The 16,485-nt window shown below is 48.2% G+C and carries 15 protein-coding genes; 5 read left to right on the top strand and 10 right to left on the bottom strand.

What is annotated here, in order from left to right; translation table 11 throughout:
• Positions 1 to 111: 111 nt before the first annotated feature.
• Both mpl and EOPP23_RS11360 read left to right on the top strand, forming a co-directional pair.
• Positions 112 to 1,485 (top strand): UDP-N-acetylmuramate:L-alanyl-gamma-D-glutamyl-meso-diaminopimelate ligase, encoded by a 1,374-nt coding sequence (gene mpl / locus EOPP23_RS11365; RefSeq protein ID WP_153766108.1) that lies wholly within the window; start codon positions 112 to 114, stop codon positions 1,483 to 1,485.
• Complete coding sequence (locus EOPP23_RS11360; protein WP_153766107.1) at positions 1,478 to 2,095, top strand: flavin prenyltransferase UbiX; 618 nt, start codon at positions 1,478 to 1,480, stop codon at positions 2,093 to 2,095. Before mpl ends, EOPP23_RS11360 begins: the two co-directional genes overlap by 8 nt.
• A gap of 2 nt (positions 2,096 to 2,097) precedes the next feature.
• Here the strand turns inward: EOPP23_RS11360 and EOPP23_RS11355 are convergent, their stop codons facing one another.
• From EOPP23_RS11355 to trmH, 7 genes are all read right to left on the bottom strand, one after another.
• Positions 2,098 to 2,898, bottom strand: coding sequence for a hypothetical protein (locus tag EOPP23_RS11355; protein ID WP_153766106.1), 801 nt, complete (start codon positions 2,896 to 2,898; stop codon positions 2,098 to 2,100).
• A gap of 40 nt (positions 2,899 to 2,938) precedes the next feature.
• Entirely contained in the window at positions 2,939 to 3,889 is a 951-nt protein-coding gene (locus EOPP23_RS11350) for a hypothetical protein (RefSeq protein ID WP_153766105.1), read from the bottom strand.
• Positions 3,890 to 3,948: 59 nt separating this feature from the next.
• Positions 3,949 to 4,257: a hypothetical protein gene (locus tag EOPP23_RS11345; protein ID WP_153766104.1), complete on the bottom strand. Its 309-nt coding sequence runs from the start codon at positions 4,255 to 4,257 to the stop codon at positions 3,949 to 3,951.
• A 120-nt stretch (positions 4,258 to 4,377) separates the two neighbouring features.
• Positions 4,378 to 5,175, bottom strand: a complete 798-nt coding sequence (locus EOPP23_RS11340) for a hypothetical protein (RefSeq protein WP_153766103.1) — start codon at positions 5,173 to 5,175, stop codon at positions 4,378 to 4,380.
• A gap of 101 nt (positions 5,176 to 5,276) precedes the next feature.
• On the bottom strand, positions 5,277 to 5,654 hold the full coding sequence (locus tag EOPP23_RS11335) for a c-type cytochrome (protein WP_153766102.1): 378 nt from the start codon (positions 5,652 to 5,654) through the stop codon (positions 5,277 to 5,279).
• A 13-nt stretch (positions 5,655 to 5,667) separates the two neighbouring features.
• Positions 5,668 to 6,732, bottom strand: a complete 1,065-nt coding sequence (locus EOPP23_RS11330) for a polysaccharide deacetylase family protein (protein WP_153766101.1) — start codon at positions 6,730 to 6,732, stop codon at positions 5,668 to 5,670.
• Positions 6,733 to 6,771: 39 nt separating this feature from the next.
• Positions 6,772 to 7,461 (bottom strand): tRNA (guanosine(18)-2'-O)-methyltransferase TrmH, encoded by a 690-nt coding sequence (trmH, locus tag EOPP23_RS11325; protein ID WP_153766100.1) that lies wholly within the window; start codon positions 7,459 to 7,461, stop codon positions 6,772 to 6,774.
• A gap of 148 nt (positions 7,462 to 7,609) precedes the next feature.
• On the opposite strand from trmH, the gene EOPP23_RS11320 reads away from it, so the two are divergent.
• Positions 7,610 to 8,833, top strand: coding sequence for a VTT domain-containing protein (locus EOPP23_RS11320; RefSeq protein WP_153766099.1), 1,224 nt, complete (start codon positions 7,610 to 7,612; stop codon positions 8,831 to 8,833).
• A gap of 9 nt (positions 8,834 to 8,842) precedes the next feature.
• On the opposite strand, the gene EOPP23_RS11315 is transcribed toward EOPP23_RS11320, so the two are convergent.
• From EOPP23_RS11315 to EOPP23_RS11305, 3 genes are read right to left on the bottom strand one after another with little or no spacing between them, the layout of a single operon-like run.
• On the bottom strand, positions 8,843 to 9,577 hold the full coding sequence (locus EOPP23_RS11315) for an FAD-binding oxidoreductase (protein WP_153766098.1): 735 nt from the start codon (positions 9,575 to 9,577) through the stop codon (positions 8,843 to 8,845).
• Positions 9,578 to 9,630: 53 nt separating this feature from the next.
• Positions 9,631 to 12,150, bottom strand: a complete 2,520-nt coding sequence (hrpB, locus tag EOPP23_RS11310) for an ATP-dependent helicase HrpB (protein WP_153766097.1) — start codon at positions 12,148 to 12,150, stop codon at positions 9,631 to 9,633.
• Positions 12,151 to 13,047: a sugar nucleotide-binding protein gene (locus EOPP23_RS11305; RefSeq protein ID WP_194842584.1), complete on the bottom strand. Its 897-nt coding sequence runs from the start codon at positions 13,045 to 13,047 to the stop codon at positions 12,151 to 12,153. It abuts the gene before it with no gap.
• Positions 13,048 to 13,290: 243 nt separating this feature from the next.
• Between EOPP23_RS11305 and EOPP23_RS11300 the strand changes: the two genes are divergently transcribed.
• Together EOPP23_RS11300 and EOPP23_RS11295 are read left to right on the top strand one after the other, a co-directional pair.
• On the top strand, positions 13,291 to 14,865 hold the full coding sequence (locus EOPP23_RS11300) for a response regulator (RefSeq protein WP_153766095.1): 1,575 nt from the start codon (positions 13,291 to 13,293) through the stop codon (positions 14,863 to 14,865).
• 186 nt (positions 14,866 to 15,051) lie between these two features.
• Positions 15,052 to 16,290 (top strand): glutamate-5-semialdehyde dehydrogenase, encoded by a 1,239-nt coding sequence (locus EOPP23_RS11295; RefSeq protein WP_153766178.1) that lies wholly within the window; start codon positions 15,052 to 15,054, stop codon positions 16,288 to 16,290.
• Positions 16,291 to 16,485 lie beyond the last annotated feature (195 nt).

Below are 16,485 nucleotides of genomic sequence, written 5' to 3'. Positions count from 1 at the left end.
AGTGTATTTTGTAACTCAACTGCGCTCAAGCGAAGACTCTGATATGGTCATTCAACAGAATCGTTATTCGCCTTATAAAAGCAGAGAGTCATCGCCAAGAGTTAAATTTAGATGCATATACATATATTGGGTATCTGCGGCACGTTCATGGGGAGCCTGGCTTTACTGGCCAGAGACCTTGGGTTGCAGATATCAGGCTCCGATCAGAACGTTTATCCACCTATGAGCACCCAGCTAGAAGCTCAGGGTATTGAGTTGATGCAGGGTTATAAAGTGGAGCATCTACAGCCAGCTCCTGACCTGGTGGTCATCGGTAATGCCATGAGCCGGGGTAATGAAGCCGTTGAATATGTTCTCGAAAAAGGATTGCCCTATACATCAGGGCCTCAATTTTTTGCAGACTACATATTGAAAGACAAGTGGGTACTTGCAGCCGCAGGGACTCATGGCAAAACCACAACCAGCAGTATGTTGGCATGGGTTCTTGAAGATGCAGGCATGTCTCCGGGTTTCCTGATAGGCGGTATTCCAGCGAACTTCGGTATTTCCGCCCGAATGGGCGAAACCCCGTTCTTTGTTGTCGAAGCAGATGAATATGACACTGCGTTTTTTGACAAGCGTTCCAAGTTTGTTCATTACAGACCTCGTACAGCTATCCTGAATAACCTTGAATACGATCATGCAGACATCTTTGAAGATCTGGCCGCTATTCAAAAACAGTTTCATCACCTTGTCAGAACCATTCCCGGTTCTGGGCGAGTCATTATCCCTGATGATTCGACGGCAATGAATGAAGTGATTGATAAAGGTTGCTGGTCAGAGCTGGAGACAATCGGTCTTGGTAAAGACTCGGACTGGCAATACAAGGTTCTGAAAGAGGATGGCAGCCTGTTTGATGTTCTTTATAAAGGTCAGAAGGCAGGGACGGTCGATTGGCAGCATACCGGTCAGCACAACATTGCCAACGCTATGGCGGCAATAGCAGCAGCTCGTCATGTTGGAGTAACGGCTGAACAGTCTTGTAAATCGTTGTGTCAGTTTAAAGGCGTTAAACGTCGTATGGAGCTGGTGGCAGAGATTGATGGTGTCAGTATCTATGATGACTTTGCCCATCACCCGACAGCGATTGCCACCACGTTGCAAGGGTTGAGAGCCAAGTATCCTGAGCAGAATATTGTGGCGGTTATAGAACCCAGATCAAATACCATGACTATGGGTATTCACAAAGATACGTTGATGGCGTCCACCAGTGATGCTTCCAGTGTTATCTGGTATCAGGCTGACAATATCGATTGGAAACTGGAATCGCTGCTTGTGAAAAGCCCTGTTCCTGCAAAAGTGATGAACTCAACGCAAAGTATTATTGATAAATTGGTCGAGAACGCTAAAGCAGGTGATCACCTTGTGATCATGAGTAACGGTGGTTTTGAAGGTATTCACCAGCGACTGATTGATGCATTAAAGAAGGAAAAACAGCTTGGCTGAAGAACGTATTACCTTAGCAATTACTGGTGCGTCCGGTGCTCAGTATGGTCTCAGGCTTCTCCAGTGTCTGGTGGGGTCAGGTGTTCAGGTATTTTGTCTGGTTTCCAGAGCTGCGAAGGTTGTTATTAATACTGAAACTTCCCTGACGCTTCCGGAAGCGGATCAGGAACTTCAGAGCTTTCTGCAGAACTTTGCTGCTGCAAAAGAGGGGCAGCTAACAGTACTGAGCCATGAAGACTGGATGTCGCCAGTAGCTTCAGGCAGTGGCGCACCTTCGAAGATGGTGATTTGTCCCTGCAGCTCGGGAACGCTTTCAGCGATAGCTTGTGGTGCCAGTAATAACCTGATTGAAAGAGCGGCAGATGTCGTTTTGAAAGAGCGTCGCCAACTTATCCTCGTGCATCGTGAGTCGCCTTTGTCAGAGATTCATCTGGAAAATATGCTGAAGCTGACACGAATGGGGGCAGTGATTCTTCCCGCTTCACCAGGCTTTTATCATCAGCCGAAAAGCGTGGAAGATATGGTGGACTTTATGGCGGCCAGAATCATGCAAACGCTGGATATAAAGCAGGAACTGATGCCGCGCTGGGGCGAAAGCTACATTAACTGATTTTATTTTTGAAGATTATGTAGCCACAGAGCGAGAGCATCAAGATATAAGACAGCAGGTACAGAGTCACTGGCTTTGCCTGCAGTCAGTTCAATCGTAAAATCATCAGGCAGTTCCTGTCTGACGACTTCAAATTGATAGAGGGAATTGGGCTGGTCGGAAATGACTAAGGCTTTACCACTATCAGGATTTTGCTTTAACCAAGCTTTTAAAGTGTCTCTGGTATTGGCTCTTCGCCAGTAGCTGCCATTCCATGTTTCGGGCGTGTCGATATATTCCGCAGGAACCTGTTTCATCGCTTCCGGAAGGTTTTGGTTTTTATACAGCCAGAGTGCACCTTCTGTTTCAGTCTCAGGCATAGATTCGTTCTGCTCAGGCTTCATTAGATCACCCCGACTGTTCAGTGTGCGATTACTGACCAGAAACACAAGGCGGTTATAGCGTAACCCTTGCTGCCATAGATTGATCAGATGGTTTAGACGATCTTTCATTCTGGGAACGGTTGCTCCCAATAGTAGAGCGTAATCAAAATGGTTAGTCCGGGGTTTTATTTCTTTAGCAAAGCCAAGATCCTGCACTTTACTCAATAGCTGATTTTTCTGTTGAGTATCAAGTGGTAGATCTTTCAGTTCCCATCGTTCCTGGTCCGGTTTCCTGCGCCATATTTGACTGGCTTTGATGATGCCTGCCGGAGTTTGTGTATGGGGTATATGCAGCAGATCCAGAATGTCTGCCACTGGCTGTAGCGATTCAGACAAAGCTGAATGGGAGTGAAACCAGGATTGAAAAGAGCTGTTTTTCATAGGTTACTAAACTGCCTGAGACACTTTGACTATGTCTCGGCTATTTATCAGTTGAATGAATATGGGATTTATTTGTCAGTCTCGGTTCAAGGTTATGAAGCCATAAAGCGAGAGCATCAAGATAATTAATCAGGTTCTGGTTATCCGGTGTAGCAACACCTCCGGTCATCTCGATGGAAAAACCGGGGGGGAACTCCTGGTAGGCAACTTCCCCCTGATAGAGAACATGGGGCTGGTTGGAAACAATCAAGGTGCTTCCTTTCGTTGGCTTTGTTGATAGCCATTCCTGCATACCCTGTCGAGTATTCTTACGTTGCCAGCGACTGCCGAGCCAGTCTCTGGGTGTGGATGTGTAGTGAACCTTCAGTTTTCTCATTTCATCCGGCATTGGGGTCGAAAAGTAAACCAATTGTGCTGCTTCAAACTCGGTGGCAGGAGTCGCTTTTGATCGTTCTTCGACGGTTTTATCAGCTCCAATTGAAGAAGCGACAAGTTCATCAATTTTGTCGATTGCAGGATTAAGGATTCGTTGGCTGGTTAGAAATATGACCTGATTAAACCTAACACCGGCTTCCCAGTTTTTAACCAGTTGTTGGAGTCTGGCTCGCATTCTGGGAGCGGTTCCGGAGAGCATAATGGCGTAATGAAATTTTTTGGATTTCGGCATGACCCCACCTGTCAGCCCAAGTTTGGAAAGCAGTTCCATTACTTGCCTCTGTTTCTCCGCAGGGAGCTGCAGGTCCGCGACTTCCCAGCGTTCCTGATCAGGTTTTCTTCGCCACCTTTGGCTCGCTTTAATCAAGGAATGCAGGTTGTTATGGTGTGGAATGTCCAGAGCAGACATGAGTTCTGACAGAGTAGAAATCAGTTCTGGCTCAGGTAGAGGAAGATTTTTAATGGTTGCGTCAGGCTTTGCTGTGGCCTGACAAGCAAAGGTAAAACCTAGAATGACTAAAAACAGTGCAAGCCGGTTAGCAGCAACTTGAATCATGATGTTTGAATCTGCCTGATTGTTATGATCATCAGGATAGCCGCTGTATCAGAGATTGCTCAGTGAGCTGTAGGTGGCTGTGCCGACGGTTGATTAATAACGTGCATAAAACTCTGGTCCAGATCAGGCATTCCCCAGTTCTCAGGGAAGTGCTTTGAAAGCTCACTCATCATCACGGAATATTCGTCTGCGGGCTTGTTCAGCAGGTAAGTCAGGAACGTATATAGGCGATCAGACATTTGCTTATTGAAAGCGTCAAGGTCTTTCTGGGCAAGAGATCCGTTCTTAAGGTTTTCTTCGAGAACAGATTCTCTGGTGCAGTTGGCAGCGATAATCAGGGCCAGTTTTTTGACAGTATCTTCATTCATGGCAGGCTTCACTCATTCCCGAATTTTGTTATTAATCCCTCTATAAATTAAAGCTAGTTCCATCCTAGAGCTTGGCAAGTCATGACAAAAAGAAAAGGGGCCGAAGCCCCATGATTTTGCTCAGCCTTGTCTCTGTCTAAGCAGTCGTTCTACTTCTGCCTGTAGACTTACAAGTTTCAGTTCTTGTTCCTTAAGCCGCTCTTGCAGTTTATGCTCAAGCTTTACTTTGTGTTTCTGAGAGGCTTTGTCCAGCTTCTGCTTGGTTTTCTGAACCATCTCACCTTGATCCTGTGCAGCCAGGCTTTTACGTTTCAGTAGATAGCCTTCAACAAACTTCTCGAAAGAAATCGGCTTTCCTATCTCGCCTAACGACTCTTTAACGGAAACGTTACGTTTGGCGTCCAGCGCTCCAACCCCTGCTCCTAAAAAGGTACCGGCAGTAGCGGCGCAGAACGTGATAGGTACATTACCCCCTGAGCCGATCAGACCTGCGATACCGGCAACACCGCAACCAGCGGTAGCGCCAATCATGATTGAGGCGGTGTAGATAGTTGCAATTTTACACCAGTCTTTTAAAGGCCTGCCTGCATAAGGACGCTCCTGGCAGTAGTAACTGACAGTCCTTCTTATGCTTTTTGCAGGTCTTGTGTTATAGAGCTCTCGCCCCATCCAGCCCACAACTTTGGCTCCGAATTTCGCAGCTTTGGCTGCTTTTCCGGCGCATTTTGAAAGAATACCGCCCCCGGATTCACCAAGCTGAACAGCATATGGCTGATCATAATAAAATGTGTCATAACCTGCAGAGCTCGCAGGAGCTCCTTCTGTACGTCCAGCTTCCTGGGCAGTAACAGAGCCTCCTGTGCATCTGCCTGCAAAGCTGTTAACAGCTGCAAACCCCAAATCCATTCCAATGCTCATAGTTCACCTCCTGTGTGTTGCTGATTGGTTTTTCAGCGAATGAGAGTATGTCACTTGTACAAGAGGATATGACTGACGGAGCTGTTAGGTATACTTAATACTTATATATCAATGACTTGGCAGTTTTGTAGGGAGTACCAGAGACTGATATCTTCCACTTCCTGTGGGCTCAGCATTCTGGATATAGCGGTCATGGGGGGGTGATTAGTGCGTTTTCCTTCACGGTAGTCGTTGAGCTGTTTGACCATATAAACCTGCTTCTGGCAGGCTAGATTGGGGTTAAAGCTGGCTGTACCTATCCCTTGAGGGCCATGGCAGCCAGCACAGAGCTGTAAGGCCCTGTTCTGAGCGGCGGTCAGCTGAGGTGTCATCTTTATGGCCGGGCGGTCAGGACTCTGTTCTGAGCAGGCTGTCATCAACAGCAGTGCAGCTATCAACAGTGTAACGATCTGTGCCGAGTTCCGTAATCGCCCAGTCATTTATCACCTCAATCTAGTCAATGGCTTTGCCATTAGCTGTGAATTGCAGCCACTGGTGTGAGTACCAGTAGTATTGCCTGCCGCTGTTGGAAGGAGCGGTGCAATTATAGCGACTTCTGCCCACTGGCAAGGGAGCCTTAGCCTGAGTGCTGAAACGGGTTTTCGCTTCATCCAGCCAATCGACTTCCAGTTCACCTTGCCCGGTTGCATAGCAACGTAACAGTTTCTTCTGATAATCACCGTTTTCCAGAACAACTTCCATGGTTGGCTTCAAGTTATCTCTGGTGATAATGGCCGTGCCAGGAAGGCGCTCCTTAACAGGCAGCGGCAACGTTTTGATTTTGGTTTTAAAGCCGCTGAGAGAGGTGTAATTGCCAGACATTGGGTATCTGGGCAGGCGTGTGAAGTCTGACAGAGGCCCAACCGCACCAGACTGCTGGCCAAAACCGATATAGCCCATCTCTGTTATCAGATTTCGAATCTCTGGTGAGGTTTCACCAAAAGGCCAGGCCAGCATTTTAACGCTCTGCCCGGTTTTGTCCTTGATTCGAGCTTCAGAGGCTTCAACGTCTTTTCTGACTCTGGTCAGCCATTGTTTGTCGGTTTCCTTATCGAGCTTCTCTGGCAGGTGATCGTGACTGACCGTATGGTTGGCAATAGTGGCACCAGATTTTGCCATTTCACGAAGCTGATCCCAGTTCAGAAATTTTCCGAAATTACGGTCAACCGGTTCAGTACTGACAAATACTGTAAAGGGCCAGCCTTTCTCTTTCAGTAGGGGGAAAGCATTCTGATAAATGTTCAGGTAAGCATCATCAAAGGTAATGACAATGGTTTTATCCGGTAAGCTTTTGCCACTTTGAATGGCGTTGGTGACTTCTACGATGTCCTTTACCTGATAGCCATTGGCATCAAGGTAATCAAGATGCTCCTTGAATCGATCCGGCCTGATACTGGTTACTGCCGGAGTTTTATCACTGACGTGGTGGTATTGTAGATAAACCGCACTGTCGGCGGCATAAGATGATGCTGCGGTTAGCAGCAAGGCGCTACAGAGGCCTTTGAGTGTTTTTTTCATAATAGCTTCTTCAAAATTGCTTGTTCATAGATTGTATTTCTAATATTTACTTTGATTTCTAATCACTGAATACCAGTGAGCAGGCTCAATCAGTTGGCCTTCATCGTCTATTTCCGGATAGTCCAGATTTCTTTCATCGCAATACCGAGCCAGCTCGGGATAGCCGAGCTTGAAAAGAGTGGGTTGGTATATCTGTGAATCAAGGCGTGGCTGGTCGTACATACCTTTAGCCAGTCGTTGTCGCTGAGCTTCAACCAATATCACTGCTGCAGCTACCGACACGTTAAACGATGCCACCATACCCTGCATGGGTATAATCACATGCTGATCAGCCAGAGCCTCTGCTTCAGGGCTGATGCCTCGTTTTTCTGCGCCCAGAATCAGTGCGGTAGGCCGGGTGTAATCAACGTCATAGAAAGGTACAGCTGTTTCGGAAAAATGAGCAGCAAGAATTTGAAAGCCTTTTTCCTTCAGACTGGCGATACCACCTCGAATATCCTGATGATGGTGTACATTCACATATCTGTGACTGCCCATGGCTCGCCCTCTGAGGTCTCGATAACCTTCCTTAGGCTGAGTGAGGTGAATATCGTGAATACCTACAGCATCGCAGGTGCGAATGACTGCAGAAAGGTTGTGGGGTTTGTGAACCTGATCGGTCAGGACAGTCAGATCCGGCTGGCGGCGATCCAGCAATGCTTTGAATTTTCGGTAACGTTCCGGTGTCATATGGGGGCGTTATCTGGAAAAATGTTGGGCTATTGTACGAAATTTTTTTGTTAAGTACTTATTTGTCTCAGATAGCAGGCTGGATGAAAACGGCTATAGACATACCTTTACAGGTTAATAGATGTACCTGACTGACAGGACTGAATGAGTGGTATTAGAAAGTTTTCAGGCAGCACACGCATGGCTGGCTACTCACAATGACTGGTTGGGACCTGCGATTGCCATTGTGGCAATGGTGGAATCTTTGCTGGCTATTGGTTTGCTGGTGCCAGGTGTTGCCATGCTGTTTGCACTGGCGGCATTGGCAGGCAGTGGTCTTATGGATATGGAAACCATGCTGGTCTGGGCCTTCGTCGGAGCCGTGCTGGGTGATGGTATTAGCTTTCAGGTAGGAGCAAAACTTCAGACTCAGGTAAGGGGCAGCTGGCCTTTTGATAAGCATCCGGACTGGCTTGAGAAGGGGGAGCGCTTTTTCTCTGATTATGGTGGCCTTTCTATAGCTCTTGGACGATTTGTGGGCCCGATACGCCCCATTATTCCCGCTGTCGCTGGTATGATGGAGATGAGTCCCTGGCGTTTTTACAGCATCAATATTGTGTCTGCCGTGCCCTGGGCTTTTCTCTATATGGTTCCAGGTTTTCTCACAGGCGCGGCGTTAAACAGTAATCTGCCTGACAGTTTTTACTGGCTACTGACATCACTAATCTTTGCTGCTTTTACTATTGCTGTTATCACCAAGCAAATTGACCTCGTTTGCCAGAAAAAAGACCTGCTGCTGGCTGCACCTCTGGGCATGATATTGTTGATCAATATTACCCTGGGTTTGTTTACGGTAATGGATTTCAGTGGCCAGATGGATGAGGTTAATCTCCATACGCAACAGTTTCTGTCCCGGTTCAATCAAACGCTCGTCGTGTATTCATTCAGTCTGGTAACCTGGTTAGGGAGTTTGGGGCTGCTATGGGCACCTTTGCTGACCTGTTACTTTGCACTGATCTGGCAGAAAGACATTTCCGGAATTAAAACAGTGTCCCTTGGGTTATTAGGAATGGAAGCCATGCTGTGGGCCATGAAATGGTTGATTGATAAACCAAGACCGGGCAATTTTGATGGCTTTGATCAGTTTTCCTACCCTTCAGGCCATACGACGCAAGCGACCTTTGTCTGGTTATTGGCGGTCTTTCTGTTTACCAGAGGGCGAAAGTGGCTGGTGAAAGTAAGCGGTTACTCTTTAGCGATGCTTTTGATTTTGCTGGTGGCTCTTTCCAGACTGATGCTGGAAGTTCACTGGTTGGGCGATGTTATTGCTGGTCTGCTGGTTGGTAGCCTGTGGTTTTATATTGTTGTCGTACTGGAACGGAGTCGAACCTAGGCAGAACGCCTAGCTCGAAAAAACATACTTCTCGCGTTTGATTTGTCTGACGCCAAGGCCCATCTCTTTTAGCAGTTCTGTAGCATCATCAATCATTTTTGGGTTACCGCAGAGGTAAACGATATCTGACTCAGGGTTGATATTCAGGCCATCAAACTGGTTCTGAATATAGCCCTTGTTTTCACAGTCAGAGATGTCAACATCTGGTTCCCGACTGAAGCAGGTTTTGTAGGAGATATTCGGATGACTATCAGCGACAGCTTTCAGGTCTTCGGCATAAATCAGCTCACCTCTGGAGCGTACACCCATCAGTAGAGTGATGTTCGTGCCTTTTTCTGCCAGAGCCAGAAGTTCTTCAGACATGGCCCGGTAAGGGGCAATACCGGTTCCTGTGCCTGCCAGAACCACCTGACCAGCAGGATTTTCTGGCGCAGTCAGGATTCCGAATGGGCCGCCCAGTGATAGCTCGGAGCCTGCTTCAAGAGTAGAGAAAAACCCTGAAGCCACACCACCTTCCACATAGCTCAGGGCGACTTCCAGAATTCCAGTCGTTTCAAAAGAGGCCGGACTGTTGGCAATGCTGTAACTGCGCTTGAAGTCCTCACCGTTATGGTGGAAGTGCAGCTGGATGAACTGCCCGGCTTCGTAAGAGAAACTGCCATCGACATTGAAGTCCAGTTGAATGGTATTACTGCTCAACTGATGTCTTTCGATAAGAGTGACCGGATAAGTAGGGCGTGGCATGGCTCTCTCCTGTTGTTCTTACCAATGGGCTTCAGTATCAATACTTTCTAAGTCTAGCTCTTTCTTGGCCTGACAAACCGTGTAGCCTCTGCCTCCATAGGGTCTTCTGGCCAATAGTGCTTGGGATAGCGACCTTTAAGGTCCTTCCTGACTTCAGAGTAAGTGTTGTTCCAGAAGCTTTTCAGATCTTTGGTAATCTGTACCGGGCGTTGGGCAGGGGAGAGTAACTCAATGGTAACAGGCTGTTTACCAAAGCCTATCAGCGGTGTCTCCAGCATGCCAAACAGCTCCTGCAATCGAGCTGAAACTTTGGGTTCTTCCAGATTTTCATAATTAATAAGAATGCGCGAACCACTTGGTACTTTCAGACGCTCAGGCGCTTGCTCATTCAACAATTGCTGTTGTGGCCAGCTGAGCATGCTTAACAGTATCTCTTTCAGGTTCAGCTTTTTCAGATGCTCATAACGGGTACAGCCATCCAGATAAGGGGCAAGCCAGTTTTCGATGCTGTTACATAAAGCGGTATCTGAAACATCGGGAAAGCCCTCATCGTCAGAACCATTGAAGCGAGCCAAAAAACCGATACGGGTTCTCAGTTGTTGTGACTCTTTAGTCCATGGCAGTACATTTAGGCCAGCCTCTATAATACCGGCTTGCATGGCAACAGAAACGGCTTCCGAAGGAGGCTGTTGTAAAGGTTTCTGCTCCAGAATCAGTGCTCCAAGTCTGTCTTCCCTGTTGGAGATAACCCGCTGCAGACGACTGTCCCAGCGAGTGCTGGTGCAATCAATGATCTGGTGTTCAAAACCGTCATAAATCTCACTGAGATCCGTTGCACAGGCCAGGAAGGCTTTGGCATTAGAGCGTTGGCTGGCACCTCCCATAGCAGGAACGACAAGGTATTCTGAACCGCAAAGTGGGTCATCCATATTCAACTCAATGCCCTGACCGGAATTCATCAGGTATTGATGGGTCTGACCACGTCGTTGAGCAACTCTGTCTGGATAAGCAGCCATTAACAATCTTGCGTAGGAAGTATGGCCACTTTGTTGCTTCTGTTGTCTGGTTAACTGTTTTTGCCAGCGATTAGCCAGCTGATGAACCCTTGCAAAGCCTCTGGACTTTCCTGTTGATTCTAGCAAATGAATACGGTCAAGAATATCTGCCGACTGTTTGTTACCGCCTTTAATAATATCTCGTTCCGTCAAAATAGCCGCAAGCAGGCTGCCTTGTTTCAAAGTGCCAAGCTTTGCAGATTCCAGCAACAGATGAGCGATACGAGGGTGTGCGCCAAGGCCAGTCATTTTCTGACCGTGCTCTGTGATTTTATAACTGTTGGTTGTCGTAGGTTCTATTGCTGACAGTTGTTTGAGCAATGAAAGGGCTTCCTGAAAACGCCGCTCTGGCGGTTTGTCCAGCCAGAACAACTCTTCGGGCGTCGCTCCCCAGTTACAGAGGTCGAGTGCCAGAGAGGAAAGGTCTGCTTCCATGATTTCAGGGGCATCAGCTTTTTCCAGACGCTGATGTTCTGACTCTGTCCACAGACGATAACAGGTACCTGGCTCCAGTCGTCCGGCACGACCTTTTCGTTGGTCAGCACTGCTTAAACTGGTTCGTCGGGTTTCCAACTTGGTCATACCCGAGCTGGTATCAAATACAGCTTTACGAGTGAGGCCGGAATCAATGACGACGGTAACTCCGTCTATGGTCAGCGAGGTTTCGGCGATATTAGTGGCGATAACCAGCTTTCTTCTGCCAGCTTTTGAAGGGGCAATGGCTTCTCTTTGTTGGGCGAGAGACATATCTCCATAGAGAGGGTAGACATCAGTATTTTCTGGCAGGTTTTTCTCGTTGAGTGATTTTGCCAGCTGGCGAATCTCACCGGCTCCCGGCAGAAAGATAAGGATTGAACCCTGCTGCTCTTTAAGGGCACGCAGAGCCAGCTGGCAGACGTGATCGCAGACAGTAAAAAAATGACGATCGGGTAAGGGCCTATCAAGATAGATTTCTTCAACCGGATGCAGAAAACCTTTACTGGTAATAACAGGTGCATTAATGGTTTGGCTGAGTTGTTCAGTCTGCAGTGTTGCCGACATGATCAATAATTTCAGGGGTTCTTCCCGAAGGTATTCCTGACACTGAAGGCTGAGTGCCAGACCAAGATCAGCCTGGACAGATCGTTCGTGAAACTCATCAAATATTAGAATGGAGACGCTGCTGAGTTCAGGGTCGTCCTGAAGCATTCGAGTTAGAATGCCTTCCGTTACCACTTCAATTTTTGTGTTTTTGCTGACCCTGTTCTCCAGCTGCATACGATAGCCAACGGTTTCCCCTACAGGTTCGCCAATGAGTGACGCCATTCTGGTGGCTGCAGCGGATGCTGCCAGACGACGAGGTTCCAGCATCAGAATTTTGTCGTCAGGCTTCATGCTTTGCAGAAGATGCAAAGGAACCAGTGTTGTTTTACCTGCACCGGTAGCCGCTTGAAGAATAACCCGGTCATATTGGGTCAGGGTGTCTGCCAACTCCGTAAGAATTTCACAGACTGGCAGGTTGGGAAGAGTAAACGACATCTAACTACTTAATGACGGTTCGGTAGGGTTAAAGTGCTCACGGACAATTCGAGCGACAACGCTGCGCCATGGTTTGGCGTGAATACCAAAGGTGTTCAGCAACTTACTGGAATCCAGCGTTGCATTGGCAGGAGGTTTGATGCCTTCACGGGAATCAATCTTGGCCATAATCAGCTTTTTAACCGCTAGCTCCTGATGATCCGAAGCCTCTGAAATCAAAAGCTCGGCAAAATTGCTTTCAGACACTGATTCGGTGGTTGAGTAGTGATAAGTGCCCCACGGAGCTGCGCCACAATCAAGCTGCTGAAGCACTGCGACAATAACTCGGGCAGCATCATCAGCCGAAGTTGGGCAACCGAGCTGATCCGGTGTTACGAATATCTCGTCTTCAACCATCATCGGGTCAATCAGTCTGCGTAGCATGTTGGGACGACGTTCACTGACAATCCAGGACAGGCGCAGAATAATATGTTTGTCACAGCGTTCACGGATTTGCTGCTCAGCCTGCAGACGACTGTTGCCGAGCACACCAATAGGGTTGGTTGGGTCTTTCTCGGTATAGGCGTCCTGCTTGGTGCCATCAAAGACACGATAGCTGGAAGTATGAATCAGAGTGATACCGGAGCGCTGGCAGCATTCAGCCAGAGTGGCGGTAGCATCCCTGTTAATAGCGAAGCACTTGGAAGGTTCATTTTCAGCGCGTACCGGATTGTTATAGGCTGCAGTATTTACTACAAAATCAGGCTTATACTGATCGATACAACGTTGGATCTGGTTGTCGTCAGAAAGGTCCAGTTCATTGCGATCCGGGGCGCAAAAGGTGATGTTTTTCTGTTCCAGCAGTTTGCAGACTTCATGTCCAACCTGTCCCGTGCGACCTATGACCAGCACTTTCATACGTGAAAATTCCATCCGGATAAAGGGTGATATTGAATCATGAATGCTGCCTGAAAAAACAGCTCAGTACTAATATCCATGGCTATTATATCCTTTGTCCCAAAGACTCCATGCCCTGCAGCGGAATTTCTGGCAGAATGCCGAACCCTGTTTCACTGACTATTCTGTTGTCACCCAATTGATTATCCAGGCCTGAACAGAAGGATTCAGGCTGAAACTCAGATCACCAGACTGGCGAGCAAGATGTACGTAGCTGAAAATACTGTTGAATCCAGCGAGGATGTAGAACGCATTCTGCTGGTAGATGACAACCCTACCAACCTGCAGGTCTTGCTGCAGACCCTCAGTGGTCGTGGCTATAAGCTGCTGATTGCCAAAAATGGTGAGAGTGCCCTGCGTATTGCCCATAAGGCCAAACCGGCACTGGTGCTGCTGGATATTATGATGCCGGGTATGGATGGCTATGAGGTCTGCCGTCAGCTGAAGGAAGACCCGCAGAGCAGCAATATAACCGTTATCTTTCTGTCTGCACTGGATGACACCAAGGATAAGGTTCGAGGTCTGGAAACCGGTGCTGTCGATTTTATCTCCAAGCCTTTTCAGTCTGAAGAAGTTATTGCCCGGGTAGAAACCCAACTGAAGATTCACCGTCTGGAACAGGCGTTATCTGCGCGTAACCGGCAGCTGGAAGCGGACAAGGCCCGTATTCTGGAAAGCATGAATGAAGGTATTTTTGGGCTCGACAGTCGTGGGCATATCACCTTTGCCAACGCCGCTGCGTCACAAATGACAGGCTGGACCTTAGACCATCTTACCAATCGAGGCTTGATCAGTCTTATGCTGGGCGAAGCGGGTGACGAAGCGCGCAGCCAGCACCTGGCTCCTATTCAGGATACGCTGAATCAGGGGGTGAGTAAGTCGGTCTCTGATGCCTTGTTCTGGACCAAAGATGGAACATCATTTCCTGTCAGCTACTCCTGTACGCCGATTATGGAAGACGAGAACCCGAATGGCGCCGTTGTTGTTTTTACTGATATTACCAGTAAGAGGCGCGGTCAGGCGGCGCTGAAGAAGGCACTGGATGAGCTGGATACTCAGAAAGAAAAGCTCACCCACGTATCACGGCTGAGTACCATGGGTGAAATGGCAGCCGGCTTTGCCCATGAGGTTAACCAGCCACTGACGGCTATTTCCAACTACGCTCAGGTCGCCAAACGAATGATTGGCCGTGTTGAAGATAAAGAGAATGATGTGTACGAATCTCTTTATGAAGCCATGGATAAGATTAATACTCAGGCTCGACGTGCCGGTGACATCATCGCCCGTATCCGCTCCTTCGTTAAAAAACCCGACCATGTACTGGGTCGTGTTGATCCGGTGAAACTGCTGAACGATACCGTGAAGCTGGCAGAAGTCGATGCCAGAAATAACAGCATGGAAATTCATATGGAACTGGCACCGGAACTGCCAGAGGTTAAGGTCGATCCGGTACAGATACAGCAGGTGGCACTGAACCTGATTCGCAACGGTATGGAAGCCATGCGGGACCAGGAAACCCGTAACATTGGTGTTTGGGTCAAAGCGGAAGTATTTGAGGACCGTTTTGTTAAGGTCTCGGTTATTGATCGTGGTTATGGTCTGGCGGAAGACGCAGAAGAAAAACTGTTCACCCCTTTCTATACGACAAAGTCCGATGGCATGGGCATTGGCCTGACGGTCTGCCATTCCATTATCCAGTCTCACGGTGGTCGTATGAGTTTTCAGCGCCACTCTGAAGGCGGTACTGTGTTTGAATTTACCATGCCAATAGCGGTCTGATTTAAAGGTAAGTTTAATGGTAAGGCGTGCCGCGTTATAATGAGCGGTTATTGGTGATGCGTATTGCTGGAATCCGGCTTTTAAAAGACCGTGTTTATCGGCAGAGCACATCGCCATAGCTCGCCACAAAAGTTGAAGGAGCATGCAGTGACAGAACAGGCGACGGTAGTACAGGTCCAAGAATACATGCACGAACTGGGGCAAAAAGCCCGCGAAGCCAGTGCATTAGTGGCAAAAGCAGATACTGGTATCAAAAACCAGGCGTTGATGGCGATTGCCCGTGAGCTGAAGTCTGCCCGACCGGCACTGCGTGAAGCTAATGCCCTTGATCTGGACAATGGCCGTAACAAAGGTCTGGACTCAGCGCTGCTGGATCGTCTGGAGCTGACCGATGCCGGTATTGATACCATGGTTGAAAACCTGACTCAGGTGGCGACACTGCCTGATCCGGTGGGCACTATTGATAATATGAAATACGTGCCCAGTGGTATCCAGATTGGTCAGATGCGGGTGCCATTAGGTGTGATTGGTATCATTTACGAGTCTCGCCCGAATGTAACTATTGAAGCGGCAAGCCTTTGTCTTAAGTCTGGCAATGCAGTCATTCTGCGTGGTGGCAGTGAGTCCATTCACTCCAATAAAGCCATTTCTGGCTGCATCCAGAAAGGTCTGGCTGCGGTTGGTCTGCCTGAGGCGGCTGTTCAGGTTGTTGAAACTACCGACCGTGAAGCGGTAGGTACTTTGATCAGCATGCCTGAATATGTCGATGTCATTGTTCCCCGTGGCGGCAAGGGGTTGATTGAGCGAATCAGCCGTGATGCTCGTGTGCCAGTGATTAAGCATCTGGATGGCATCTGCCATGTCTATATTGATGATCAGGCTGATCTCGACAAGGCTTTTAATATTGCCGTTAATGCCAAGACTCACCGTTATGGTGTCTGCAATGCCATGGAAACCCTGCTGGTGAACCGTACGGTGGCCGAGCTGGTGTTGCCTAGTCTGGCTGAACGTTATCAGGAAATTGGTGTGGAACTTCGTGGTTGTTCGGCAGTCTGTGAACTGTTGTCCTCTGCGATAGCCGCCACAGAAGAAGACTGGGAAACCGAGTACCTTGGTCCAGTTTTATCCATTAAGCTGGTGACTGATATGGATGAAGCTATTGCCCATATTAATAAATATGGCTCTCACCATACGGATTCTATCGTCACTGAAAGCTATACCAAAGGTCGCCGTTTCTTGAGGGAAGTGGATTCCAGCTCGGTGATGATTAACGCTTCAACTCGCTTTGCAGACGGCTTTGAATATGGGCTGGGTGCCGAGATCGGCATTTCCACCGACAAGATTCATGCCCGTGGCCCGGTAGGCCTCGAAGGCCTGACATCGGTCAAGTATGTGGTGTTGGGTGACGGACATATCCGGAAATAACGGATTGCAGTCATTCATCCACTGTAAGATGATTTAATAAGTGTGTAGACACACGTAATTGAATATTTTATCACTCGTTGCCCGCCGAAGGCGGGCAACGAGTGTATGAGTTCAACGGTCTGTGTACTTAGAAAGAGCTTCGATAGTATTTCGGAGCGGTACGAAAAGCCTGCTGGACCTTTTATGAAAAAGTCT

Origin of the sequence: Endozoicomonas sp. OPT23 (assembly GCF_009653635.1) — a bacterium.
In the GTDB taxonomy this organism is placed as follows: domain Bacteria; phylum Pseudomonadota; class Gammaproteobacteria; order Pseudomonadales; family Endozoicomonadaceae; genus Endozoicomonas_A.
The sequence above is the reverse complement of the archived record's forward strand: the minus strand, read 5'-3'. Positions and strand labels throughout refer to the sequence as shown.